Annotated in this window: 24 protein-coding genes; 11 read left to right on the top strand and 13 right to left on the bottom strand. The window is 56.8% G+C overall.

Annotated features, from left to right (window positions below; all coding sequences use genetic code 11):
• Nucleotides 1–27: 27 nt before the first annotated feature.
• Nucleotides 28–303 (top strand): CtrA inhibitor SciP, encoded by a 276-nt coding sequence (sciP, locus tag RRU01S_RS01795; protein WP_027675777.1) that lies wholly within the window; start codon nt 28–30, stop codon nt 301–303.
• Between the two features lie 111 nt (nt 304–414).
• Here the strand turns inward: sciP and RRU01S_RS01790 are convergent, their stop codons facing one another.
• Both RRU01S_RS01790 and RRU01S_RS01785 read right to left on the bottom strand, forming a co-directional pair.
• A complete protein-coding gene (locus tag RRU01S_RS01790; RefSeq protein ID WP_174447679.1) occupies nt 415–603 on the bottom strand; it encodes a hypothetical protein in 189 nt (62 codons plus the stop codon).
• A 251-nt stretch (nt 604–854) separates the two neighbouring features.
• A complete protein-coding gene (locus RRU01S_RS01785; RefSeq protein WP_045228529.1) occupies nt 855–1205 on the bottom strand; it encodes a hypothetical protein in 351 nt (116 codons plus the stop codon).
• 443 nt (nt 1206–1648) lie between these two features.
• Here RRU01S_RS01785 and ctrA point away from each other — a divergent pair, with 443 nt between their 5' ends.
• Both ctrA and RRU01S_RS01775 read left to right on the top strand, forming a co-directional pair.
• Nucleotides 1649–2353: a response regulator transcription factor CtrA gene (ctrA, locus tag RRU01S_RS01780; protein ID WP_045228528.1), complete on the top strand. Its 705-nt coding sequence runs from the start codon at nt 1649–1651 to the stop codon at nt 2351–2353.
• A gap of 103 nt (nt 2354–2456) precedes the next feature.
• Nucleotides 2457–2966, top strand: a complete 510-nt coding sequence (locus RRU01S_RS01775; protein WP_045228527.1) for a GNAT family N-acetyltransferase — start codon at nt 2457–2459, stop codon at nt 2964–2966.
• Between the two features lie 173 nt (nt 2967–3139).
• Here RRU01S_RS01775 and RRU01S_RS01770 read toward each other — a convergent pair whose 3' ends face one another.
• Entirely contained in the window at nt 3140–3517 is a 378-nt protein-coding gene (locus tag RRU01S_RS01770; protein ID WP_045228748.1) for a DUF4260 domain-containing protein, read from the bottom strand.
• A 158-nt stretch (nt 3518–3675) separates the two neighbouring features.
• Nucleotides 3676–4326, bottom strand: a complete 651-nt coding sequence (chpT, locus tag RRU01S_RS01765) for a histidine phosphotransferase ChpT (RefSeq protein WP_045228526.1) — start codon at nt 4324–4326, stop codon at nt 3676–3678.
• Nucleotides 4327–4475: 149 nt separating this feature from the next.
• Between chpT and RRU01S_RS01760 the strand changes: the two genes are divergently transcribed.
• From RRU01S_RS01760 to RRU01S_RS26410, 3 genes are all read left to right on the top strand, one after another.
• Nucleotides 4476–5072, top strand: a complete 597-nt coding sequence (locus tag RRU01S_RS01760; RefSeq protein ID WP_045228525.1) for a DUF1134 domain-containing protein — start codon at nt 4476–4478, stop codon at nt 5070–5072.
• Nucleotides 5073–5228: 156 nt separating this feature from the next.
• Nucleotides 5229–6335 (top strand): coiled-coil domain-containing protein, encoded by a 1107-nt coding sequence (locus RRU01S_RS01755; RefSeq protein ID WP_045228747.1) that lies wholly within the window; start codon nt 5229–5231, stop codon nt 6333–6335.
• Between the two features lie 207 nt (nt 6336–6542).
• On the top strand, nt 6543–6782 hold the full coding sequence (locus RRU01S_RS26410; protein ID WP_052815901.1) for a hypothetical protein: 240 nt from the start codon (nt 6543–6545) through the stop codon (nt 6780–6782).
• A 42-nt stretch (nt 6783–6824) separates the two neighbouring features.
• On the opposite strand, the gene RRU01S_RS01745 is transcribed toward RRU01S_RS26410, so the two are convergent.
• A complete protein-coding gene (locus tag RRU01S_RS01745) occupies nt 6825–7712 on the bottom strand; it encodes a DMT family transporter (protein WP_045228524.1) in 888 nt (295 codons plus the stop codon).
• Between the two features lie 220 nt (nt 7713–7932).
• Here RRU01S_RS01745 and RRU01S_RS01740 point away from each other — a divergent pair, with 220 nt between their 5' ends.
• Both RRU01S_RS01740 and RRU01S_RS01735 read left to right on the top strand, forming a co-directional pair.
• A complete protein-coding gene (locus RRU01S_RS01740; protein WP_045228523.1) occupies nt 7933–9231 on the top strand; it encodes an adenylosuccinate synthase in 1299 nt (432 codons plus the stop codon).
• Nucleotides 9232–9301: 70 nt separating this feature from the next.
• On the top strand, nt 9302–11545 hold the full coding sequence (locus tag RRU01S_RS01735) for a hypothetical protein (protein ID WP_045228522.1): 2244 nt from the start codon (nt 9302–9304) through the stop codon (nt 11543–11545).
• 105 nt (nt 11546–11650) lie between these two features.
• Here the strand turns inward: RRU01S_RS01735 and rpoH are convergent, their stop codons facing one another.
• From rpoH to RRU01S_RS01720, 3 genes are all read right to left on the bottom strand, one after another.
• Nucleotides 11651–12553 (bottom strand): RNA polymerase sigma factor RpoH, encoded by a 903-nt coding sequence (gene rpoH / locus RRU01S_RS01730; protein ID WP_045228521.1) that lies wholly within the window; start codon nt 12551–12553, stop codon nt 11651–11653.
• Between the two features lie 182 nt (nt 12554–12735).
• Nucleotides 12736–13518, bottom strand: a complete 783-nt coding sequence (locus RRU01S_RS01725) for a class I SAM-dependent methyltransferase (RefSeq protein WP_045228520.1) — start codon at nt 13516–13518, stop codon at nt 12736–12738.
• Between the two features lie 289 nt (nt 13519–13807).
• Complete coding sequence (locus tag RRU01S_RS01720) at nt 13808–14830, bottom strand: RluA family pseudouridine synthase (protein WP_045228519.1); 1023 nt, start codon at nt 14828–14830, stop codon at nt 13808–13810.
• A gap of 39 nt (nt 14831–14869) precedes the next feature.
• Here RRU01S_RS01720 and RRU01S_RS01715 point away from each other — a divergent pair, with 39 nt between their 5' ends.
• From RRU01S_RS01715 to RRU01S_RS01705, 3 genes are all read left to right on the top strand, one after another.
• Nucleotides 14870–15250, top strand: a complete 381-nt coding sequence (locus tag RRU01S_RS01715) for a hypothetical protein (RefSeq protein WP_045228518.1) — start codon at nt 14870–14872, stop codon at nt 15248–15250.
• The gene (locus RRU01S_RS01710; RefSeq protein WP_045228517.1) at nt 15240–16085 is read left to right on the top strand and encodes a TrmH family RNA methyltransferase; all 846 of its coding nucleotides are present in this window, start codon (nt 15240–15242) and stop codon (nt 16083–16085) included. Before RRU01S_RS01715 ends, RRU01S_RS01710 begins: the two co-directional genes overlap by 11 nt.
• A gap of 101 nt (nt 16086–16186) precedes the next feature.
• Nucleotides 16187–16771, top strand: coding sequence for a transglycosylase SLT domain-containing protein (locus tag RRU01S_RS01705; RefSeq protein ID WP_045228516.1), 585 nt, complete (start codon nt 16187–16189; stop codon nt 16769–16771).
• Nucleotides 16772–16829: 58 nt separating this feature from the next.
• Here RRU01S_RS01705 and RRU01S_RS01700 read toward each other — a convergent pair whose 3' ends face one another.
• The 5 genes from RRU01S_RS01700 to RRU01S_RS01680 all read right to left on the bottom strand — a co-directional run bounded on the left by RRU01S_RS01700 (nt 16830) and on the right by RRU01S_RS01680 (nt 20854).
• The gene (locus tag RRU01S_RS01700; RefSeq protein WP_045228515.1) at nt 16830–17441 is read right to left on the bottom strand and encodes an alpha/beta hydrolase; all 612 of its coding nucleotides are present in this window, start codon (nt 17439–17441) and stop codon (nt 16830–16832) included.
• Nucleotides 17442–17505: 64 nt separating this feature from the next.
• The gene (locus RRU01S_RS01695; protein WP_045228514.1) at nt 17506–18438 is read right to left on the bottom strand and encodes a VOC family protein; all 933 of its coding nucleotides are present in this window, start codon (nt 18436–18438) and stop codon (nt 17506–17508) included.
• A gap of 162 nt (nt 18439–18600) precedes the next feature.
• The gene (locus RRU01S_RS01690) at nt 18601–19668 is read right to left on the bottom strand and encodes a DUF2218 domain-containing protein (protein WP_045228513.1); all 1068 of its coding nucleotides are present in this window, start codon (nt 19666–19668) and stop codon (nt 18601–18603) included.
• Nucleotides 19669–19750: 82 nt separating this feature from the next.
• Nucleotides 19751–20443, bottom strand: coding sequence for a uracil-DNA glycosylase (gene ung / locus RRU01S_RS01685; RefSeq protein WP_045228512.1), 693 nt, complete (start codon nt 20441–20443; stop codon nt 19751–19753).
• Between the two features lie 15 nt (nt 20444–20458).
• Nucleotides 20459–20854 carry a VOC family protein gene (locus RRU01S_RS01680; RefSeq protein ID WP_045228745.1) on the bottom strand — a complete coding sequence of 132 codons (396 nt, stop codon included), beginning with the start codon at nt 20852–20854 and terminating at the stop codon, nt 20459–20461.
• Between the last annotated feature and the right edge of the window lie 140 nt (nt 20855–20994).

The following is a 20994-nucleotide window of genomic DNA, read 5'->3' as shown; positions in this document are numbered from 1 at the left end:
TGGTCTTGAGTTTGTGTAGAGTGTCCAATGACCGAAATGATACGCCCACGAGTTAAATATGTCATCGGCCCCGATGGCAGCCCTCTGACGATTGCCGATTTGCCCCCTGCGGACACGCGCCGCTGGGTCATTCGTCGAAAGGCAGAAGTTGTCGCCGCGGTACGAGGAGGATTATTGAGCCTCGAGGAAGCCTGCGAACGTTACACACTGACAGTGGAGGAGTTCCTCTCCTGGCAGTCGTCCATCAGTGACCACGGCCTTGCTGGCCTGCGCACCACGCGTATCCAGCAGTACCGCCACTAAATTTGCTGATGCCCCGTCAAAAGGGCATATCGATGGCAAAAACATCAAGCGTCACCAGTCTCCACTATTTTGGGGATTGCGTGGCGCTGATTTGTTTTGACGCTCGGCAGATCAGAACCAGTAGTCCCCCACCCTCCGCCCATCCATCGGCAAATCCTCGAAACTGTGCAAACCGTCGAACCGTACGATGGGGATCTGTGCGACATCGGCAGGTTCGGCGAGCCGCAGATTGACCGCTACCCTCAAACGGCCGTCCGCGTCCGCTTTCGTTCCGCGCCATGAGACAAGATTGCCGCACATCTTGCATTCGATCCGCGCTGATCCCCGACGAGGTAGCGTGGGGATCAGCGACGGAAATGCCGATCATAAACAAATCACGCGCATAAAAAAACCGCTCGAACGTCGAGCGGCTTTTTGTCGGACCCATAAAAGGAATTTGCGCCGGGCATCTGAGCGATAACCCCGACGAAAACACATGACGTCGCGCCATTGAAAGCAGCCTCCTGATCCACTGGCCACCGTCAATGAGGACGATTCGTTTTGTCTGTCTGTTAGGCGCGAGCGCGAATGGCCACGTCGCGACTTTCAAGGGCTGCGGCCCTGTCATATTCCGCCTGCACCTCTTCCAACACCGCTTCCGCCGCTTCTTCCTGCATTTTCAGCTCGCGGATGGAAACCTGAAGATTATCCGCGCGCTGACGAGCAGCCTTCGCGAAGGTCGGATAGGCGAAATGCGATGGATCGGTGATTCCCGATTTGCTCTCCTCCAGAGAAATCTGATGGACCAACTCCTTGGCCATTCGTTCGAATTCGGACATCATCGACTGCAATTGTTGCAACTGACGACGTTTTTCGTTGACCTGAAATTCCTTCAGGCGAACTAGGCTGTCACGCGACTTCATACGCAATACTCCGTGGATAGCGAGACCCCGGTAAAAACTGGAACCGGCCCTTCACCCAAGCATGTGCCGGAATGATTCTGAAAAGTTACCGGACGTTAATAAAAAAACGTCGTCGTTAACCTTTCGTTTACGGGCATCGTTAATGATAAGGCAGATCATTTAAAGGTCGGTAAATGCCAAGCCCGAAAAACAGCGGGCACGACAATGTAAGAGTCGGTTGAATCACTTAGCGGGATAACTTCACGCTATGGTTCATGTTTGGCGATGCGGATTCACGTTGAATATCAGCAGACTGGAGCCATTATTTAATAAATTCTACACACCTTGCCAAAGGTAATTAGAATTTGTTAACCATTTGGTGGCAGCCTGCAAATCAGGCAACGACTGGATCCGTATCGCGCAAAAGGCAATCATTACCTTCCGCGGCGGCAAAGGGGATAATTATGCGGGTTCTATTGATCGAAGACGACAGCGCGACAGCTCAGAGCATTGAGCTGATGTTGAAGTCCGAAAGTTTCAACGTCTACACAACCGACCTCGGTGAGGAAGGCGTGGATCTTGGAAAGCTCTACGATTACGATATCATTCTTCTCGACCTCAACCTTCCCGACATGTCGGGTTACGAGGTTCTGAGAACGCTCCGTCTGTCCAAGGTCAAGACACCGATCCTCATTCTGTCCGGCATGGCTGGTATTGAAGACAAGGTTCGTGGCCTCGGTTTCGGCGCGGACGACTATATGACCAAGCCTTTCCACAAGGACGAGCTTGTTGCACGTATTCACGCCATCGTTCGCCGCTCCAAGGGCCATGCCCAGTCGGTTATCGCAACGGGCGAGCTTATCGTGAATCTCGATGCCAAGACGGTGGAAGTCGGCGGTCAGCGCGTTCACCTCACCGGCAAGGAATACCAGATGCTGGAGCTTCTTTCGCTCCGCAAGGGGACCACGCTCACCAAGGAAATGTTCCTCAACCACCTGTATGGCGGTATGGACGAGCCTGAATTGAAGATCATCGACGTCTTCATCTGCAAATTGCGCAAGAAACTGGCCAATGCCGCTGGCGGTGCAAACTACATCGAAACGGTTTGGGGTCGCGGATACGTTCTGCGCGAGCCTGACGCTGCGACCGAGTTTCTCGCAACAGCCTGATCGTCTCCCAAGCATGCCGCATGCAAAAAACCGCCTTCAACAGGCGGTTTTTTTGTATTCACAAACCTGAAAATCCGTCCCGTCTTACAAAAAGTCGAGCCCCATGCATTTCAGACCTGCCCGATCCGAAGATGCGTCAAGCCTTGCGGCCATCTCGCTGGAGGTCTGGATCGGCACCTATCTAAGGAAAGGCGTAAATGCCTTTTTCGCCGATTATGCGTTAAACGAATTCACGGGTGCCAAATTCGAAGCCATCCTCACGAGCGGGAGCGAAAGCATCATCGTTTCTGAAAACGAAGATGGTATTGATGGCTTCATTCGCGTGTCGTTCGATAGTCAGGCACCCACCCCTGAACGCTGGGCGACGGAAATTCGCACATTATACGTCCAGCCCAGGCATCACGGGAAAAAGTTGGGTGCGGGCTTATTGAACGAAGCAATAGGATTATGTCGCGCACGAAGTATTTCCGAGGTCTGGTTGACCGTCAATTCCGAGAACAACTCGGCAATCGAATTCTACAAAGCGCAAAGCTTTTGTATTGTTGGGCAGACGCATTTCCGCATAGCAGATCAAGCCTACCTCAACGAGGTGATGAAGCGGAAGATTGTATGAGCCGAAACCAGAATACAACCATGGCTGCCACTGGCAGCCATGATCACCATATTGTGTTGCGCTCGGTCAGACGCATTTTCATATTTGAGATGATGCTTGCCTCACTGACATGGGCGGGCTGTCAATTTGACCGCCATATGACAACCCTGGCGATGATTCATATCGGTAAAAAGTCAGGGAAAGCGCTGCTTCCCTATACGACCAAGGTGTGTCGAGGAAAAACTGTCCGGCAGTTTCAGACCGTAACCCAACATGCGGTCAAAACCTGAATGAGCAAGCCAAAGCGCACCACATCCGATGAAAATTGGAGTTGATCCAACAATGCCGATCGTGAGTAAGATTATGCCGAAAGCATAAATATGGGCCAGATTATAGCACATCGACCCGACTTTCGACCCAAATAGATAGCCAAAAAAAGTGAGATCTGGGACGAAAAATATGAGAACGGCCGACCACCATGCCATCTCGTCGTTCCAGTGCAAGAATAGGGCGATGCCTGCAACGAAGCAAACAAGCCCCTCGAAACGCTGCCACACCACAGCCCCTGCCATATCGATCTCCACGCCTGACGATTTTCGACGTACAAGGCATTAATGGAAGTGTTATGCAAGGCTGTTGATGGGCGAGCAAGTCCTATCAGATGTTCAAGTGGCCATGCACGCTCCAGACACACCGCTTTGCGCGAATGCCTTTTGCGTGCCAAAAAAGATCAGGCTTCCGCAGCAGTAGAGGCCGTGAAGACGATTCGGTCTTCATGCACGGCATAATCGATCGTCATGCCAGCCTCATGCGCCATTAGAAGTGTGTAATAGGGCTGTACGGAATGCGCATCGACCGCTTCTTCTTCGGTGCCTTCTGACAATGCGACGAATTTCGCAGGCAGGCGCATCATGCGGCCCTTAACCGTAATTTCGAACCGAGCATCGGTCTCCGGGTTTTCCAGAACGACATCCACATTGCCGCCGCGTGGAATGGCGCTGTAGGCCACCAGAAACAGGTTCAGCAGCATCTTGACCCGGTTTTTGGGCACGATGGCGCGCGGACCGTTCCAGGTCACCTCGGCTTTCTTTTCGGCAGCAGCGAAATCCTTGGCCGCCTTTTCCGCTTCACCCGTGTCGATGGAAGCGCCGGCGGAGCCGGATGCACCAAACGCAAGGCGGGCAAATTTCAGGCGAACCGACGCATTGATGGCCGAGGTGCGGATCAGATCGAGCGCATCCGCGTCCGAGCCACCCTCATCCAGCAGTTCCAGTCCATTGTTGATCGCTCCAACGGGAGAAATCACGTCATGGCACACGCGACTGCACAAAAGGGCCGCCAGATCCGGGCCTGATAGCGTCAGGTTTGGTTTGCTCGTCATAAAATTCTCTCCTGCGCAAGGGTTGCGCGGACCGTGTGGAAGTTATTAAGCCATAATGACACCATATTTGGTAAACCGATTGTTAATATCATGGTTTCAAAATGCCAAATGTCTTAACAGGGCAAAAACGAACAAACAGACGGACGGACTTGACGATGCGATTTACCGAACTGCGCACCATTGCACGCCTGGGACTGGTCAAGATTTTCGTGGTACTCGCGAGCCTTTGCGTTTCCTGGAGTCAGGCTTCTGCCCAAAGCAGCGACCAGTATTCGTTTCAGGAAATCATCGACGCTGGCCACGGTTTCTTCGGTGAAACCACGGGCGGGCTTGCAAAGGTCGTCGAGCGCGCGTTCCAGCAATACGGATTGCCCAATGGCTACATTCTTGGTCAGGAAGGCTCCGGCGCTTTCGTAGCCGGTCTGACCTATGGCGAAGGCCAGCTCTATACCAAGAATGCCGGTCAGCATCCCGTCTTCTGGCAAGGCCCGTCGCTGGGACTGGATTACGGCGGTCAGGGCACACGCGCCATGATGCTGGTCTACAATCTTCCCGCCGTTGATTCGCTCTACCGTCGCTACGGCGGCGTCAGCGGTTCGGCTTTCATCGTCGCCGGCGTGGGCATGACCGTGTTGAAAAACAGCGATGTCACCATTGCGCCGATCAGAACCGGTATTGGCGCGCGCCTCGGCATTAATGTCGGTTATCTCAAGCTCACCCAGCAGCCAACCTGGAATCCGTTCTGATTCGCACTATCAGCGATTTCGCGTAAAGTTAGCATCCGCGATCAGGTCTGGCGCAAGTTTGCCGTGAGATGATCGAACGCCTGTCGTGAACAGGCTGCAATGTCGGAAAGCCTGAGTGATGGCCCGCATTGCCCTTTGTGAGTGGAGACGACCTGCGTGATCGAATACGCCCTTCTTTTCGGACTCGGTTTTCTCTCCGCCATTCTGCTCGTTTCGCTGTTGGCGCCATCGATCCATCGGCGGATCGTCGTTTATACGGAAAAGCGACTGCGCGCGACGATGCCGATCAGCCCGCAGGAAGTGCGCGCGCAGAAAGACATGGCGCGCGCGCTCTACGCAGCAGAAAACGCCCGCACGCGCCAAGAACTGGATGTCGAGCGTGAAAAAGCCCATTCTCTGAAATTCAGGAATGACAGCGCACTCAGCGACACCACCGCGCTTCTGACCGAAACCCGTGAGCTCAAGAGCCAACTCGAAGCGATGACGCTTGAAGCAAACGAGTTGCGCGCCAAGTCGCGCCGTCACGAAGATGCAGCGGCAAGACTGAAGGCCGCTTTGGGCGATGCCGAGGAAACGGCGATCTCCCGCACGCAGGAAATCTCCAATCTCACCAGACGCGTCAGCGCCATCTCCCGCGAACTCGATGACCTTAAGATCACGCTATCGGCACGCGATATCGAGGTCGAGCAAGCCAAACACAAGCTCGCATCCTGGCGCAAAGAGCGCGAGACGATCACCAAAGAATTGGAAGAGGCAGCCGCCAAGAATCGCGAAGCTGCCCACCAGATGACCCGTGAAAGCCGCAAGATCGCAAGGCTCGAAGAACAGCTGGCCACCGAAGCTGCGCGCAACGCCGACAACGAGATGCTGCTGGAACGCCGCGCGCAGGAAGTTGCCCGACTGAAGGATCGTATGGCTGGAAACAGCGAGAGCGCCGCTATCGACACGGCTGAGACTGCGACGCCCTTGATCCAGTTGGGTGCGACAATCGTCACGCCCGAGCAGATTGCACGCGAAATCGAAGACATCCGAAATCAGGGAACTGCTTTGACCGAACGTCTGCTGAACGGCAAAGGCACGGGCAACGACGACGCCATCCGCAACGAGATTTCCCAAATCGCCGCGCGCATGATCGCCTTGACGGCCGCCCAGGAGGGTGAGACCTCGACCCTTCCCTCCGTCATTACCAACGCGTCAGCCACAAGCGGCCGGAAAAACCTCGCAAACCGCGCCCACGAGATCATGGCCGGGCAGCAAAATTAGGCTTACTGCGGCGCTTTTTTTGAGAAAACCGCGATAAATCGCATTAAAATTAAAGACCGATAAAATTGTAGCTATCGGCTTAAATCCCCTGAAAACACTGCCATGTAATGTCGTGATCACTGGCCCGGACGAAACATTCGACGCCAAAAGGATAACGCGGATAAGACCGGCACCAAGCTGGCTGACGCTCAAAAACGGGGTATGACAATGCTGAAGAAACTCTTTGCTGCTGCCATCTGTGGTACCGTGATCGCCTCTGTCTCCAGCCATGCCGATGCGGCAGGCGCCGGCGGTTTCGCCCGCGGATTTTCAGCCATCGAACAGGAAGTCGTCGCATCTGCCGCGCCATTGAGCAGCGCAGAGACGATCAACGTCAGCCGCCAGCAGGCCATGTCCGCCCTCGATCAGTATTTCACTGGCTTCGATCAGTCGCAGGCCGCGCGGTAACTACAGCCCTTCTCGAATCATGACCAACTTGCCGCCGTTTCCTCAAGGAAGCGGCGGTTTTTTTCTTTCTGCCACCGCGATCCCACCCAGCGTCAGAAGAAGGGCGAGAATCTGATAGGGATGCAACGTCTCTCCCAGGATCAGCACGGAGAGAAAGGTCCCGAACACCGGGATCAGGTTGATGAACAGCCCGGCCCGGTTGGGGCCGATGCGCTCGACGCCCAAGATGAAGAATATCTGCGCGATGAGAGAGGCAAACAGCGCGGTGTAGGCCGCAATCATCCATCCCTTGGCATCCGGCCATATTGCCGCGTCCTGCGACACCTCCCACAACAACAGCGGAACTGATGATATCATCGCAGCCATCGCCGGAATGGCCATCAGCGTGCGCCAGTTCACCTTCGGCTTCCACCGCAGCATGACGGTGTAGATCGCATAGGACAGAACCGCGAGCAGCATGATCGCATCTCCAACGTTGAACTCCAGTGCCAGCAGCGACGAGAGATCGCCATGCGATGCCAGAAGCGACACGCCGCTGATGGTGAGGACGAAACCGACGATTTGCGCGGCAGAGATACGGGTGCGAAAAAGCGCGAAGTTGAACGCGAAGATCACCGTTGGAATGACCGCCTGAATGACCGCGACATTGACAGCCGAAGTGTATTTCAGCGCTGTATAGAGTGCAGCGTTGAAGCAGGTGTAACCCACAGCGCCCAAGGCAAAGAAGTATGGCAGACGTTTTTTCACGACCGGCCAGTCACGAGCCAGCTGCGGCAAGGAAATCGCTGTAATGATCGCCACCGCGATCGTCCATCTGAGAAATGTCAGCACCATGGGGCTGATATGGCCAACCGCCATTTTTCCCGCCACGGCGTTTCCACCCCAGCACAATGTGGCGATGATCAAAACAAGATAGGCTTTGGATGACACGGGAATCTTCGACTTTCAGATCAACAACCACCGTTGTTCTGCACCGCCGATTCGCGTTCGGCAAGCGCGGATCGCGCTTCAACAGACAGCGCCAAACCGAATTGTGCCGGAAAAACAAGGTTTCGGCGCATAAACAGGGTCGCTTTCCGCAAAACAACGCAGTATAGATTTGCGGGTTTGAGTTAGGGGCGTTTCGACGCCAGGAGCAGGAAAGCAAGAAATGACGAATGTCGTGGTGGTCGGCTCGCAGTGGGGCGATGAAGGCAAGGGTAAGATCGTAGACTGGCTATCCGAACGCGCTGACGTTGTCGTGCGCTATCAGGGTGGTCACAATGCCGGTCATACGCTTGTGATCGATGGCGTCAGCTACAAGCTGTCGCTTCTGCCTTCCGGTGTCGTGCGCCCGGGCAAGCTTGCCGTCATCGGCAACGGCGTCGTCGTCGATCCGCATGCATTGATTGCCGAAATCGGCCGTCTCGACGTTCAGGGTGTAAAGGTCACGCCTGAGAACCTGCGCATTGCCGACAATGCCACGCTGATCCTCTCCCTGCACCGCGAACTGGACGGCATGCGCGAAGACGCCGCCTCTAACAGCGGCACCAAGATCGGCACGACCCGTCGTGGCATCGGCCCGGCCTATGAAGACAAGGTCGGCCGCCGCGCCATCCGCGTCATGGATTTGGAAGACACGGAAGCGCTCTCGGCCAAGGTCGACCGCATTCTGACACACCACAACGCCCTTCGCCGTGGCTTTGGTGCAGCCGAAGTCAGCCACGAAACCATCATGCAGGAACTGACATCGGTTGCCGATCAGATCCTGCCATTCAGCGAAACTGTCTGGCTGCTGCTCGACAAGAAGCGTCGCGCCGGTGCCCGCATTCTGTTTGAAGGCGCGCAAGGCTCGCTGCTCGATATCGACCACGGCACATACCCCTATGTGACCTCGTCCAATACCGTGGCCGGACAGGCAGCGGCTGGTTCCGGCATGGGGCCGGGCTCGCTCGGTTATATTCTCGGCATCACCAAGGCTTACACGACCCGCGTTGGCGAAGGCCCTTTCCCGACGGAACTGCATGACGAAGTCGGCCAGTTCCTGGGGGAAAAAGGCCACGAATTCGGCACCGTGACAGGTCGCAAGCGCCGTTGCGGATGGTTTGACGCAGCGCTGGTCCGCCAGTCCGTCGCAACCAACGGCATCACCGGCATTGCGCTGACCAAACTAGACGTTCTCGATGGCTTGGAAGAGCTGAAGATTTGCGTCGGCTACAAGCTGGACGGTCAAGAAATCGACCATCTTCCGGCAAGCCAGGGCGCGCAGGCCCGCGTCGAGCCGATCTACGTCACGCTTGAAGGTTGGAAAGAATCCACCGTCGGTGCCCGTAAATGGGCGGATTTGCCTGCTCAAGCTATCAAATATGTCCGTCAGGTCGAAGAGCTGATCGGGGCGCCTGTCGCTCTGCTCTCCACCAGCCCTGAGCGGGATGACACAATACTTGTGACTGATCCATTTGAGGATTAATGTCCTCAGCGATCAAGTTTCATAAACCATATCGGGCCAGAACGTCATTGGCCTCGACGAGAAAGTGCTTATGGCGGATTTTGTAGCAGTCATTCGCAAGGCCGTGGATGGCTTGGCGAACAATACCCCCGAAAACCGGGTGAAGGTGTACGACAAGGCGCGTAGCGCGGTCGTGCGCCAGCTTGAAAACATGAAGCCGCGCCCGCCGGAAGAGCTGCTGAAGCGGCAAATCCTCAAGCTGGACACTGCCATCGCCGAAGTCGAGGGCGAATATTCCGAGGCGCTTCCCGCCATCGAGGATGACGAAGACGATTTCGACGTGGCAGCAGTACCCGTTGCCGCCCCGCCAGCACCGGATGTTTCCTCGCCATATTACGAAGAAACCGTTGCTGAAGAACAGCGCGTCCATGAGGAAGAGCCTGCCCCGGAAGAGCCGCAGCATTATGCGCCGGTCGAACCTGCTCCCGTCGCGTATGAGACATACCACGAAGAGCCGAAGGCCGAAGAACGCTATGTCGAGCCGGTAGAAGAATACGTCCACCGCGAGCCCGAGGCGCCGACCTATTTCACGACGGCCACGGAAGAGGCACGCTACACCCCAGAGCCTGAGGCAGAGCCCGCACCCGTCACCGTCGATGATGAAGACCACGCCCATCACAATTGGGTTGGACAGGACACGCCGGAAGAAGAGCGTTACGCCCACCAGACCGAAGAGCCGGCGCATCAGCCTGTGGAAGACCTTCATCAGGAACCGGTGCACCATGCCGATGACAGGGACGTTTTCCACAAGAACACGCCGCAGCCCTATGATGCGAGCTACTCGGCACCCTCACCCTATTATCAGGATGTCGCCACTGACGAGCCCCGCGCCGATCAGCGCAACGATGACGTTCACTTCGGCGAAGCCCCGGCTTTCGCAGATGATGACAATCGTTATCCAGACCAGAAGAATGACGCACAAAAGCAGTCTCCGGCCGTTGTCGAGGATTACTCGACCTATTTCCAGGACACGTCGCTCGACCTGACGGCAAAAAACGGTCCGAGCCTACCCCGTGCAGACGAAGACCCCTTCGCGCCGCAGGCTGGCAAGAAGGACGACAAGGAACGCACACCTTGGGACGATCTGGAAGACCTGATCGGTTACGATGGCACCTCCAGCACCAACGCGGGTAATGCCACCAAAAGTGACTTCGATTCCGGCATCTCCGCTGACGGCATTCCGGCGTCTGCTTACAGGACCAAGAAAAAGCAGAAACGCAACTATGCGGGCATGGTTTTAGGCTTGTGCGGCGTCGTTCTGCTCGCAGGCGGTGCCTATGCATTGTGGGTCAATCGCGATACGCTGAACGATATGGTCGGTGGGCTGGTACAGTCGGCCCAGACCGGCACCAGCACGACATCAACACCATCGACCGAAACGGCGTCAGCACCAGCTAACACGCCAGCGACGACAACACCGCCAGCGCAAACCGGCACCACAGGTCAGCAGCCAGCCGCATCGGGCACCCCGCCGATCGATGATGGCTCTGTCACAGGCACAAAGTTCACGCAGCGGCTTCTGGCTGACGGCACGGAAAAAGACGAGGGCGCAGGCCCAGGCGCCAATGGTCAACCGGCCACGGCTGAAGGCCAGTCCGTTTATCAGCAGACGGAAGCTGCACCGGAAGCGGGCGCACAGACGCCTCCTGCGGCAGCCGGAACGGCAACGCCCCCAGCCGGACAGGCAGCGCCTGCCCAGCAGGCCGCCGCTGCTGCGTCAGGTCACCGCATGTTCCTCTACGAAGAAGTTCTCGGTCAGACCGTGCCGACCGCAATCGAAGGTACGGTGTCCTGGTCGCTACAGAACGAAGCGGATGCCGAAGGCAAGCCGTCGTCCACCGTTCAGGGCCAGATCACCATCCCCGGCCGCGGCCTGAGCGCTCTCATCACCTTCAAGCGCAACACCGACCCGTCCCTGCCCGCCAGCCATCTGGTCGAGATCGTCTTCTCGGTAGGTCCCGGTTTCGAAGGCGGCGCAATCGACAGCGTTCAGCGCATTGCTATGAAGAGCACCGAGCAGGATCGTGGTAACGCCCTGATTGCGGTTCCAGCCAAGATCACCGACGATTTTCATATGATCGCGCTGAATGACTTCCCGGATGCGCTCAAGACCAATCTGGAACTGATGCGCACCCGTGACTGGATCGACATTCCGGTGTCCTATCGCAACGGTCGCCGCGCGCTTCTGACCCTGCAAAAGGGTGCCGATGGCAAGGCCGCCTTCGACACGGCGCTGCGCGAATGGAGTGCCGCTGCACCTGCCACCAATCAGTAATCAGTAATCAGGGCTGCATCAGCAGCGCCAGACAAACGAAAAGGCCCCGGGTGGATCCATCCGGGGCCTTTTTTATTGGTGACGGAGAGTTGGTCGGAACACGCTTTATGCGTCGACCACCCGCAAAGCCTTGGCAGCTTCGAGCGCTTCCTTCTGCACCGCCTCTTGAACCTTCTCGAAGGCACGGACCTCGATCTGGCGAACGCGTTCACGGCTGATATCGAACTCGGTGGACAAATCTTCCAGCGTCACCGGGTCTTCGGACAGACGACGGGCTTCGAAAATGCGGCGCTCACGCTCGTTCAGCACCCCCATGGCCTTGCTGAGCATGCGGCGGCGAGTCTCTAGTTCATCCTGCTGGATGAGCACGGTTTCCTGGCTCTCGTGATCATCCACCAGCCAGTCCTGCCACTGCCCTGCTTCGCCTTCCGCCGCGCGGATCGGCGCGTTCAATGACGCATCGCCGTGCAGACGGCGGTTCATGGAGATGACTTCTTCCTCGGATACCTGAAGCTTGGTCGCAATCTCGGTCACATGCTCGGGCTTCAGATCACCCTCATCGATGGCCTGAATCTTGCCCTTCAAACGACGCAGATTGAAGAACAGACGCTTCTGATTGGCGGTCGTTCCCATCTTCACCAGCGACCAGGAGCGCAGAATGTATTCCTGAATGGAGGCCTTGATCCACCACATCGCATAGGTCGCAAGACGGAAGCCGCGCTCCGGATCGAACTTCTTGACGGCCTGCATCAAGCCGACATTGCCCTCGGATACGACTTCGCCGATCGGCAGGCCGTAGCCGCGGTAACCCATGGCGATCTTGGCGACGAGACGCAGGTGGCTCGTCACCAGCCGATGCGCGGCATCACGGTCGCCATGCTCGGCATAACGTTTGCCGAGCATGTATTCCTCTTGCGGCTCCAGCATCGGAAACTTGCGGATTTCATCGAGATATCGGTTCAGACCGGCTTCACCGGCAGTAATCGAAGGCAAACTGTTGCGGGCCATAAAGCACCCCCTTATCTATGTTCCAGGCTGGTTCCCGTCTCAGGCGAACCAAAATTGCGTGTCGAACTCCGACCCCGCACGAACCCATGTGATAAATATGTATTGGAAACTCACGTTTCAAGCGCGCGCAATTCAAACGCGCGTTATCGAATAACCTGCTTCCATGTTGGTTTAAAAACAGATCAACGATAAATTCGTTCCGAAAAATTCGTTAAGCCCGAACGGATCATCAACTCATAAATCATCCGGCGACCCATGGGGTTATGCAGACGCGTGACCTTTGAGCCCAGAAACTCCGTTTCCACGTGATCGAAGGCCAGCAATTCCGGTGACTGCAGGACGACCTGCTGATAATACTCGTGGTACTCGCGCCGGCAGACATAGGTCTTGTATTTCGTCATGCAAAAGGCGCTGAATTCGTCGCCCGTTTCGCGCAGGAAGTCAGCGACACCGACGGTCACTTCGGGCCATTGCGGATTGAACGTGTCGTCAAAGGCAATCACGCCGTGGTCGGCCAGAACCTCCATCGCCAGCTTACTGTCGGCCAGCACGTGGCGCAGCATATGGCCGCCGTCAATGCTGAAAAAACGAACCTTTCCGACCTTTTCGAGCACCACGTCAGGATTGAGCTGAGTGCTGTCGCCCTTGATGACGAGGTCTTCATCGACCCTGAGATCGAGCCGCTTGCCGTTATCGAGAAAGCGCTCGTACTGGCGGCATTCCCCATCGCCATCTTCGAGGTCGAACAGGTCGACGGCAAGAACCCGGCCATCATTGCCCACCGCCTTGCGCAGAAGGAAATAAGAACGGCCATAGAACACACCGATCTCGGCAACGCCTCCCTCGAACGACCTTTTCTGCTGGGCATGCAGCAGCGAGGTAAAGACAAGAGCGTCAGGCGGATCAATATAACCTTCTATTTTTTGAAGATCATGAAAGATGAATTTACGGTCATTGACATTCATGGCGCTCAATCCCTGGTTTGTGCATTCTAACGAACAGGTTGCAAAGCAGATTTCAATCCTCGGTAGTGTATCTTCAGAGGCAATACTGACTTCGACTGGACGATTTATTGCATTGCAAAAAAGTAGGATTAATTGAAGCGAAAATGAGACAGTAAAATAGATCGTTATTTAAGTAATTATCATAAACTAATGTGGAAGCGTAATTTAATGCTTACCGAAATTTCCGGCGCCAAAAGTTCCTCTGGGAGGCGATGTCTCCCAGAGCGACTGTGTTTGTATTTGGGCAGTTTTAGCCTCGAAGTGCCTGCGCCAGCTCTTCCATGTCGTCTGGCATATCCGTTTCGAACTCCATGACCTCGCCCGTGCGGGGGTGTTCGAAAGCAAGAAGATAGGCATGCAAAGCCTGCCGCGGGAACCGGTTGACGACTTCTTTTGCCTCGTCCGGCAACAGATTGGCCTTGGTGCGGAAGGCCGCGCCATATTCAGGGTCACCGATCAGCGGATGGCCGATATGGGACATATGAACGCGGATCTGATGGGTGCGGCCGGTTTCGAGACGACACTCCACCAGTGAGGCCAGGCAGGTCGCATCCGGCTTTTCATGATAGCGCTCGACCACCTCGTAGTGGGTGATGGCCTCGCGCGCATCGTCCGTGTCTTCGCGCTTGACGGCACGCTTGGTGCGGTCGGCTCCGCGCCCCAGAGCCGCATCGATGGTACCGCGCAGGGTCTTGGGGCGGCCCCAGACGATCGCCTTATAGGCACGCTCCAGCGGCCCGGTCCGTCCGTGGTCGGCAAATTGTGCGGCCAGCTTGCGATGAGCATTGTCGTTTTTGGCAACGACCATCACACCGCTGGTTTCCTTGTCCAGACGGTGCACGATGCCGGGGCGCTTGACCCCTCCGATGCCGGAAAGACTGTCACCGCAATGGTGGATCAGCGCGTTGACCAACGTACCCGTCCAGTTGCCGGCACCGGGATGCACGACGAGGCCAGGTGGCTTTAAAAGCACGATGAGGTCTTCGTCCTCATACTCAACGTCAAGTGGAATATCCTCACCCTTGGGCTCCGGGTCTTCCGGCTCCGGCATGGTGATCTCGATGCGGTCGCCCGGATGCACCTTCTTCTTTGGCTCGGTGATGGGTTTTCCATCGAGAAAAACTGCGCCCTGCTCGATCAGCGCCTTGATGCGGCTGCGCGACAGATCGCCACCGACCTCGGCTGCCAGCCATGCATCGAGGCGGCCTTCGGCGTCGTCTCCGGCAATCAGGACTTTCCTTGCGTCTCCGCCTTGTTTAAAGGGGTCGTTCATTCTTATTTTCCGATCACTCAACAATATCCAAGGATCCCGATGACGCAGATCGAGCAAGCCGAACAGGACGACCAGCCGTTAGACCCGGCCATGGAAAAAGTTCGCCGCAAGATGATCCGTTTGCAGATCGTGTCGGGCTCCGTGATGTTTATCAGCCTTATGGCTGTCTTCGGTGCGGTTGTCTATAAGGCGGTCGGCCCGTCCAAGACCGCGACAAGCGCAGCAACGAACGCCGTTCCTTCGGACGCGCCGGTCGCCGCCACCGCTAGCCTGCCGCAGGGCTTCACCATCGAAAACGTCTCGTTTGCCAGTGGCGACATGCTGTTTTACGGACGGCTGGCCAATGGCACGCGCAAGGCGCTGGTGTTCAACGTGCAGGCCGGTCGCTTCGTGGCAGACATTACCATCGATGCCCGTTGATCTGCCTGATATCAGAACCTTTATCCCGATAACGCAGGCCGACGATCCGCGTATCGCAGATTTCCGTGATGTGAAGGAGCGTGACCTGACCGGCAGGCAGGGCCGCTTTATCGTGGAAGGCACCGTCGTTCTGCGCATGCTGGCCGCAGCGCACAGAGCTGGCGGCGACTTCGCGGCTGAAAGCATTCTGATCCTCGAGAACCGTCTGGCAGGCGTCGCCGACATCATCAGCGCCTTCCCGGCGGAGGTGCCGGTCTATGTGGCGAAGGCCGAGGTGCTGGATGCCATCGTCGGGTTCCACTTGCACAGGGGTATTCTGGCGATTGGAAAGCGCACAAGCGAAAACGACCTGGCGGCGACCATCCAGCAATTGCCTGACACCTCGCTCGTGCTGGCCGGTTGCGGCATTTCCAATCATGATAATCTCGGCGCCATGTTTCGCAACGCCGCCGCTTTTTACGCCGATGCGGTGTTCATGGACACGACCTGCTGCGATCCGCTCTATCGCAAGTCCCTGCGCGTCTCCGTCGGCTCGGTGTTATCTGTCCCCTACCATCGTGGCGGAAGTGCCGTTGGCATGCTGGAAACGCTGGCGACTGAAGGCTTCGATATCTGGAGCCTTTCCCCGGCGGGCACTGCGGAAATCCGCGACATACCCGCATCGGCTAGAATGGCGCTCGTCATCGGCACCGAGGGGGATGGACTGCCGCAGGACGTGTTGTCCCGCTTCCACACCGCCCGCATTGCCCAGTCGCCGCAACTCGATAGCTTGAATGCCGGAACGGCGTCGGGACTGGCGCTCTATCAGATGGCAAGCGCCATGGGCCGCATCTGATTGTCAATGAAACCTTAATAGATCGCATTTGCATTAACCTTGTCTCAAAACCGACCGTTAAGATTTACAATTTAGTAATGAGCGGAACGAGAGGTTTCGCGATGCGTGGCGTATTTGTCGTCGTTTTTCTTTTGACTGTTCTGGCTGGCTGCGCGACGGCTCCGTCGCAGATCACCAATGCCTGTGCGATTTTCGAACAGCGAAACGGCATGTTCAACAACTGGAAAAAAGATGCGCAGGCGGCAGAGCGTGAGTTCGGCGTGCCGGTGCCCGTCATGATGGCCACTATCTACACCGAATCCAGCTTCCAGCCCTATGCCCGCCCGCCGCGCAACAAGCTCTTCGGCTTCATTCCCTGGGGACGTAAGTCCACCGCTTATGGCTACGCCCAGGCACTGGATGGCACGTGGAAGGTTTATCAGCGCGAGACAGGCCGCTGGAACGCCAGCCGCACGGATTTCACCGACGCCATCCACTTCGTCGGCTGGTACCACGCCAAGAGCAACCGCCAGAACGGCATCGCTCTGAACGACCCCTACAATCTCTATCTCGCTTATTATTCCGGCCACGCGGGCTATTCGAACGGCGTCTGGCGCAACAACCGCGCCATTCAACAGGCCGCCCGCCGCTCCGCCAACATGGCTATCCGCTATGAGAAGCAGTTGCAGGATTGCGGATATCGGTAGGCATTAGTCGTAGCCCACTCCCCGTCATACCGGCGCAAGGCCGACATGACGGAAGCTATCAAATATACGGCGCCAGAAACGCCTTCACCGCCTCGATTTCGTTCCCGCGAATGTCATGGCCGCCAGCGTGCCATTCCATTTCAACCTCACAACCCTGCGCCCTGAAATAATTCGCCAGACGATTGGTCAACGGCATCGGGCAGATAGGGTCGCGTTCGCCTGCCGTCATCAGCACCCGTCGAGACGCAAGGGCGGGCGCTGGCTTCGGCTCGAACGGGATCAGCGGATGCATCAACACCGCGGCATCAAACAGATCAGGATATTCGACCAGAATGTTGGCCAGAATATTCGCACCATTGGAAAAACCCAGACCAACGACGAGGCCAGCCTCGTGATAATCGCGGTTGGCAGTGACGAAGGCCGCCATTTGCCGGGTCGCGCGATCCAGATCTGCCATGTCATAGACGCCTTCGGCCGTTCTGCGGAAAAACCGCGCCGCACCATGCTCGGAGACATCACCCTGGGGCGAGACGACCGTCGCATTCGGTAGAAGACGAGAGCCGAAGTCGAAGAACTGGTTCTCGTCGCCCCCGGTGCCGTGAAAGACGAAAAAGGCTGGCTGGCCCGGCGCACCGGCACGGACCTTGTGAACATAACTATCCTTGCTCATGGCAATATCTCCCGACGACTGCCCGCGACCGTGAAGCCGCAGGCGTTGTCTTGTTTTGTGACGATCACTGTTCCAGCGGTTCCAGATGCTGCTCCAACGTGGCGCGCAGATGTTCGTGCTGTGTTGGCAGCTTTAACGCTTCGCCCAGATTCGCGGTGTCCTCGTCGCGGTCGAAACCCGGCTCGTTGGTGGCGACTTCAAACAGTACGCCGCCGGGTGTGCGGAAGTAGATCGCCCAGAAATAATCGCGGTCGATGACCGGCGTTACCTGATAGCCCGTATCCAGCAATGCCTTGCGCACTTCGAGCTGCGTCTGACGGTTTTCGACAGCAAAGGCGATGTGATGAACCGAACCGGCACCGAGACGCGCACCCGAGATATTCGGCATGGTTTCGATGTCGATGACATCGGCACCATTGCCGCCGGGCATACCCAGTCGCAGCACGCCGTCCTGACGGTCCACTTCCTGATAGCCCATGAACTTCAGCAATTCAGCGGTAGCACCCTCGTCCTGAAGGCGCAGCGAAGCACCCTGAAAACCCCGGATGGCCTGATCTTCACCAACGCCATTTGCGGTCCATTGCGCGCGCTCGTCGTCCTTGATCTCGACCAGCGCAAAGCCATCGCCATCGGGACCGGCAAAATGCAGGCGCTTGTTGCCAAAGGCTTCATCGGCTTTCAAACCATCCACATTGGCCTTGGCCAGACGGTCCTGCCAGTAGGCCAGCGAACCCTCCGGCACCGAAAACAGTGTCGTGCCGACTTCGCCCGTGCCCTGACGGCCACGCGCGATGTGTGGAAACGGAAAGTAGGTCATGACGGAGCCAGGCGTGCCGACCTCATCGCCATAATAGAGGTGATAAACATCGGGCGCATCGAAGTTGACGGTTTTCTTGACGCGGCGCAGGCCCAGCGTATCGGTGAAGAATTGGTTGTTGCCGCGTGCACTGCCAGCCATCGATGTAACGTGGTGCAGCCCTTTGATCTGGTTCAACATTTTGATCCCTCGGATTGAGCGGGCTCGCAGAAAAGCGACGCCCTTCGTTCATGGGCTCAAGATGGTGCAGATCGGGTCTTTCGTATAGATGGAACGTTCAGAACGCATTGTTCTCAATTTGGAAACGATGAGGTGAATTGTTCAGCAAATGACACGCCACGATCAGTGGTCGTCATTGGCACCCCTCACCCAGTAACCAGCGGTGACGAAGGCAGTCTTCGGGAGGCGCACTTCATCACCCAGCATTCTCTTGACAAGCCGTGCCTCGCCCTTCTCGCAGCCAACGAAGACATGCAGTCCGTCAGAACCGGACCATGGGTGAGCGCGCAGCGCCTTTTCCAGCAAGCCAGCCGTTCCAGCCTCCTGACCATAGCGATAAAGCCAGTTCCAGTTGACGTCAGCCTTGGACGAAATCTCCTGCCGCTCCTGCGGATTGTCGATTTCAGCATAGACGGTCAGCTTTTTGCCCGCCGGCATCTCCGCAGCCATGCGCAGCATCACCGGCAGTGCGGTCTCGTCACCGCCAAAGACGTACGTGTCTGCATCCGGCAGTTCACCACCGGGACCGACGATACCGACGAGGTCGCCCGCAGCAGCCGTTGCACCGAAATGCGCGCCGGGCATATGGTCGCCTTCGTGCATGACGAAATCGAGATCGATCTCGCCGCGCGTGATGCTGCCGGAGCGAATGGTGTAGACGCGTCGCGCCTGTTCGTCCTCGCCTTTTGCCCAGACAATCGCGCCCGTCTTCGACAGATGCGGCCAGACCGGAGCGCGGTTCTGGTCGGGAAGGATGAGAATACGGACATGCAGACCGCCATTCAGGAGGCGCTCGATACCCTTGTCTATAGCAATCACCACGCGGCGCATTTTCGGGGTCAGATTATAGGCGCGCACCACCCGACCGCTGAAGAGGTTGGGCATCTCTCTCATGTCAGAGCCATGGCCCTCCCAGCGGAAGTCCAGCGACGTATCGCCGGTAAACTCAACGATATGTTCGGCCACCATGGCCTTGACGGACAGCAGCACATTTTCCGAAACGCAATTGATCCGTGCTGCAAAACGTCCGTCTTCGGCATCGAACGTGCCGTTGCCGTAATCTGCCTCAAAGTGCAACGCCTCCCCCTCGCGGGTCATCGTCATATACTCGGCAAAATGCTCGTGGAAGGCATCGACAATCGCGGCTGGATTGGGAAGAGCGACAGATGTTTGCGCAGAGAGAAGCGTCACCGGCGTAAATCCTTCAGATTACAGTCCGGTTATCTTTAGATCAGGGAATGGAAAAGTGCAAAGCAGTTTTTGCTCGGTTCGATCACACTTTTTCGGGCAACTGCCAATCGATCGGCTCTCGGCCTCTGGACTTCAGAAAATCATTTGCTTTCGAAAAATGATGGTTTCCGAAAAAGCCGTTATGGGCAGACAGTGGCGACGGATGTGGCGACTTCAAAACCAGATGTTTCGCCTGGTCGACAAATGATGCTTTCTTCTGGGCATACGAGCCCCACAGCAGAAAGACCACGCCGTCGCACTCGTCATTCACCGTGCGAATGATGGTATCGGTGAACTTTTCCCAGCCCTGCCCCTGATGCGAGGCCGCACGTGCTTCCTCCACGGTCAGAACGCTGTTGAGCAACAAAACGCCCTGTTTGGCCCAACTCTCCAGAAAGCCGTGGCTGACGGGCGTTATGCCAAGGTCGCTCTGCAATTCCTTGTAGATATTGACAAGCGAGGGCGGGATGCGCACCCCGGGCTGGACCGAAAAGCACAGGCCGTGCGCCTGACCAGCGCCGTGATAGGGGTCTTGCCCGAGGATGACCACCTTCACCTCATCCAGAGGCGTCAGATCAAGCGCGCGAAAATATTCGCCGCCTTTCGGGAAAATATGCTTGCCGGCATTTTTCTCGGCTAGCAGAAAGTCTTTCAGTTTTTGCATGTAAGGGCTGGCGAATTCAGTCGACAGCGCGCGTTTCCAGCTTTCGTCCAGTTTCACGCCCGCTTCTGCCATGAGAGCCCTCTTTATTTACTTGAAGCGTTCGCCGCGCTGAAGCACTTCGATCTTGTACCCATCCGGATCGCAAATGAAGAAGTATTTCGCAAACGGCGCGCCTTTATAATCGGCATTGATGATCTTACCGACAGCAAGGCCCAATTCGGTCAGGCGGGCATGCTCGGCATCCACATCATCGACGCTCACAGCGATGTGCCCATAGCCATCGCCCAACGCGTAGGGCACTTCTCGGCCCTTGTTGATCGTCAGCTCAAGCTCGAAGTCACCTTCGGCATTGCTGAGATAGACCAGCGTGAAGGTCTCGAACTCGAAACGCTCCGCGATCTCCAGACCGAAAACCTGATTGTAAAAACCCACCGAACGCTTCTCGTCCAGCACCCGGACCATAGAGTGGATAAGTTTGGCCATGGTGTTTCCTTCTTCCTGCTTCGTGGTGTCCTGCTTATGCCGCAGGCATCGGGGCAGGCAGATAGCCGCTGGAGCCGAGAGTTTCAACCCTTGAGGCCATTTCAAGGCGCATGGCAGATAATCACCCAAGCCTCGGCGCT

Origin of the sequence: Agrobacterium rubi TR3 = NBRC 13261 (genome assembly GCF_000739935.1) — a bacterium.
In the GTDB taxonomy this organism is placed as follows: Bacteria; Pseudomonadota; Alphaproteobacteria; order Rhizobiales; family Rhizobiaceae; genus Agrobacterium; species Agrobacterium rubi.
The sequence above is the reverse complement of the archived record's forward strand: the minus strand, read 5'-3'. Positions and strand labels throughout refer to the sequence as shown.

Bases quoted from the DNA above. Each gene is read 5' to 3' on its own strand.
- sciP (WP_027675777.1), top strand. From the start codon at position 28: ATGACCGAAATGATACGCCCACGAGTTAAATATGTCATCGGCCCCGAT.
- RRU01S_RS01790 (WP_174447679.1), bottom strand. From the start codon at position 603: ATGTGCGGCAATCTTGTCTCATGGCGCGGAACGAAAGCGGACGCGGAC.
- RRU01S_RS01785 (WP_045228529.1), bottom strand. From the start codon at position 1,205: ATGAAGTCGCGTGACAGCCTAGTTCGCCTGAAGGAATTTCAGGTCAAC.
- ctrA (WP_045228528.1), top strand. From the start codon at position 1,649: ATGCGGGTTCTATTGATCGAAGACGACAGCGCGACAGCTCAGAGCATT.
- RRU01S_RS01775 (WP_045228527.1), top strand. From the start codon at position 2,457: ATGCATTTCAGACCTGCCCGATCCGAAGATGCGTCAAGCCTTGCGGCC.
- RRU01S_RS01770 (WP_045228748.1), bottom strand. From the start codon at position 3,517: ATGGCAGGGGCTGTGGTGTGGCAGCGTTTCGAGGGGCTTGTTTGCTTC.
- chpT (WP_045228526.1), bottom strand. From the start codon at position 4,326: ATGACGAGCAAACCAAACCTGACGCTATCAGGCCCGGATCTGGCGGCC.
- RRU01S_RS26410 (WP_052815901.1), top strand. From the start codon at position 6,543: ATGCTGAAGAAACTCTTTGCTGCTGCCATCTGTGGTACCGTGATCGCC.
- RRU01S_RS01740 (WP_045228523.1), top strand. From the start codon at position 7,933: ATGACGAATGTCGTGGTGGTCGGCTCGCAGTGGGGCGATGAAGGCAAG.
- RRU01S_RS01735 (WP_045228522.1), top strand. From the start codon at position 9,302: ATGGCGGATTTTGTAGCAGTCATTCGCAAGGCCGTGGATGGCTTGGCG.
- rpoH (WP_045228521.1), bottom strand. From the start codon at position 12,553: ATGGCCCGCAACAGTTTGCCTTCGATTACTGCCGGTGAAGCCGGTCTG.
- RRU01S_RS01725 (WP_045228520.1), bottom strand. From the start codon at position 13,518: ATGAATGTCAATGACCGTAAATTCATCTTTCATGATCTTCAAAAAATA.
- RRU01S_RS01720 (WP_045228519.1), bottom strand. From the start codon at position 14,830: ATGAACGACCCCTTTAAACAAGGCGGAGACGCAAGGAAAGTCCTGATT.
- RRU01S_RS01715 (WP_045228518.1), top strand. From the start codon at position 14,870: ATGACGCAGATCGAGCAAGCCGAACAGGACGACCAGCCGTTAGACCCG.
- RRU01S_RS01710 (WP_045228517.1), top strand. From the start codon at position 15,240: ATGCCCGTTGATCTGCCTGATATCAGAACCTTTATCCCGATAACGCAG.
- RRU01S_RS01705 (WP_045228516.1), top strand. From the start codon at position 16,187: ATGCGTGGCGTATTTGTCGTCGTTTTTCTTTTGACTGTTCTGGCTGGC.
- RRU01S_RS01700 (WP_045228515.1), bottom strand. From the start codon at position 17,441: ATGAGCAAGGATAGTTATGTTCACAAGGTCCGTGCCGGTGCGCCGGGC.
- RRU01S_RS01695 (WP_045228514.1), bottom strand. From the start codon at position 18,438: ATGTTGAACCAGATCAAAGGGCTGCACCACGTTACATCGATGGCTGGC.
- ung (WP_045228512.1), bottom strand. From the start codon at position 20,443: ATGGCAGAAGCGGGCGTGAAACTGGACGAAAGCTGGAAACGCGCGCTG.
- RRU01S_RS01680 (WP_045228745.1), bottom strand. From the start codon at position 20,854: ATGGCCAAACTTATCCACTCTATGGTCCGGGTGCTGGACGAGAAGCGT.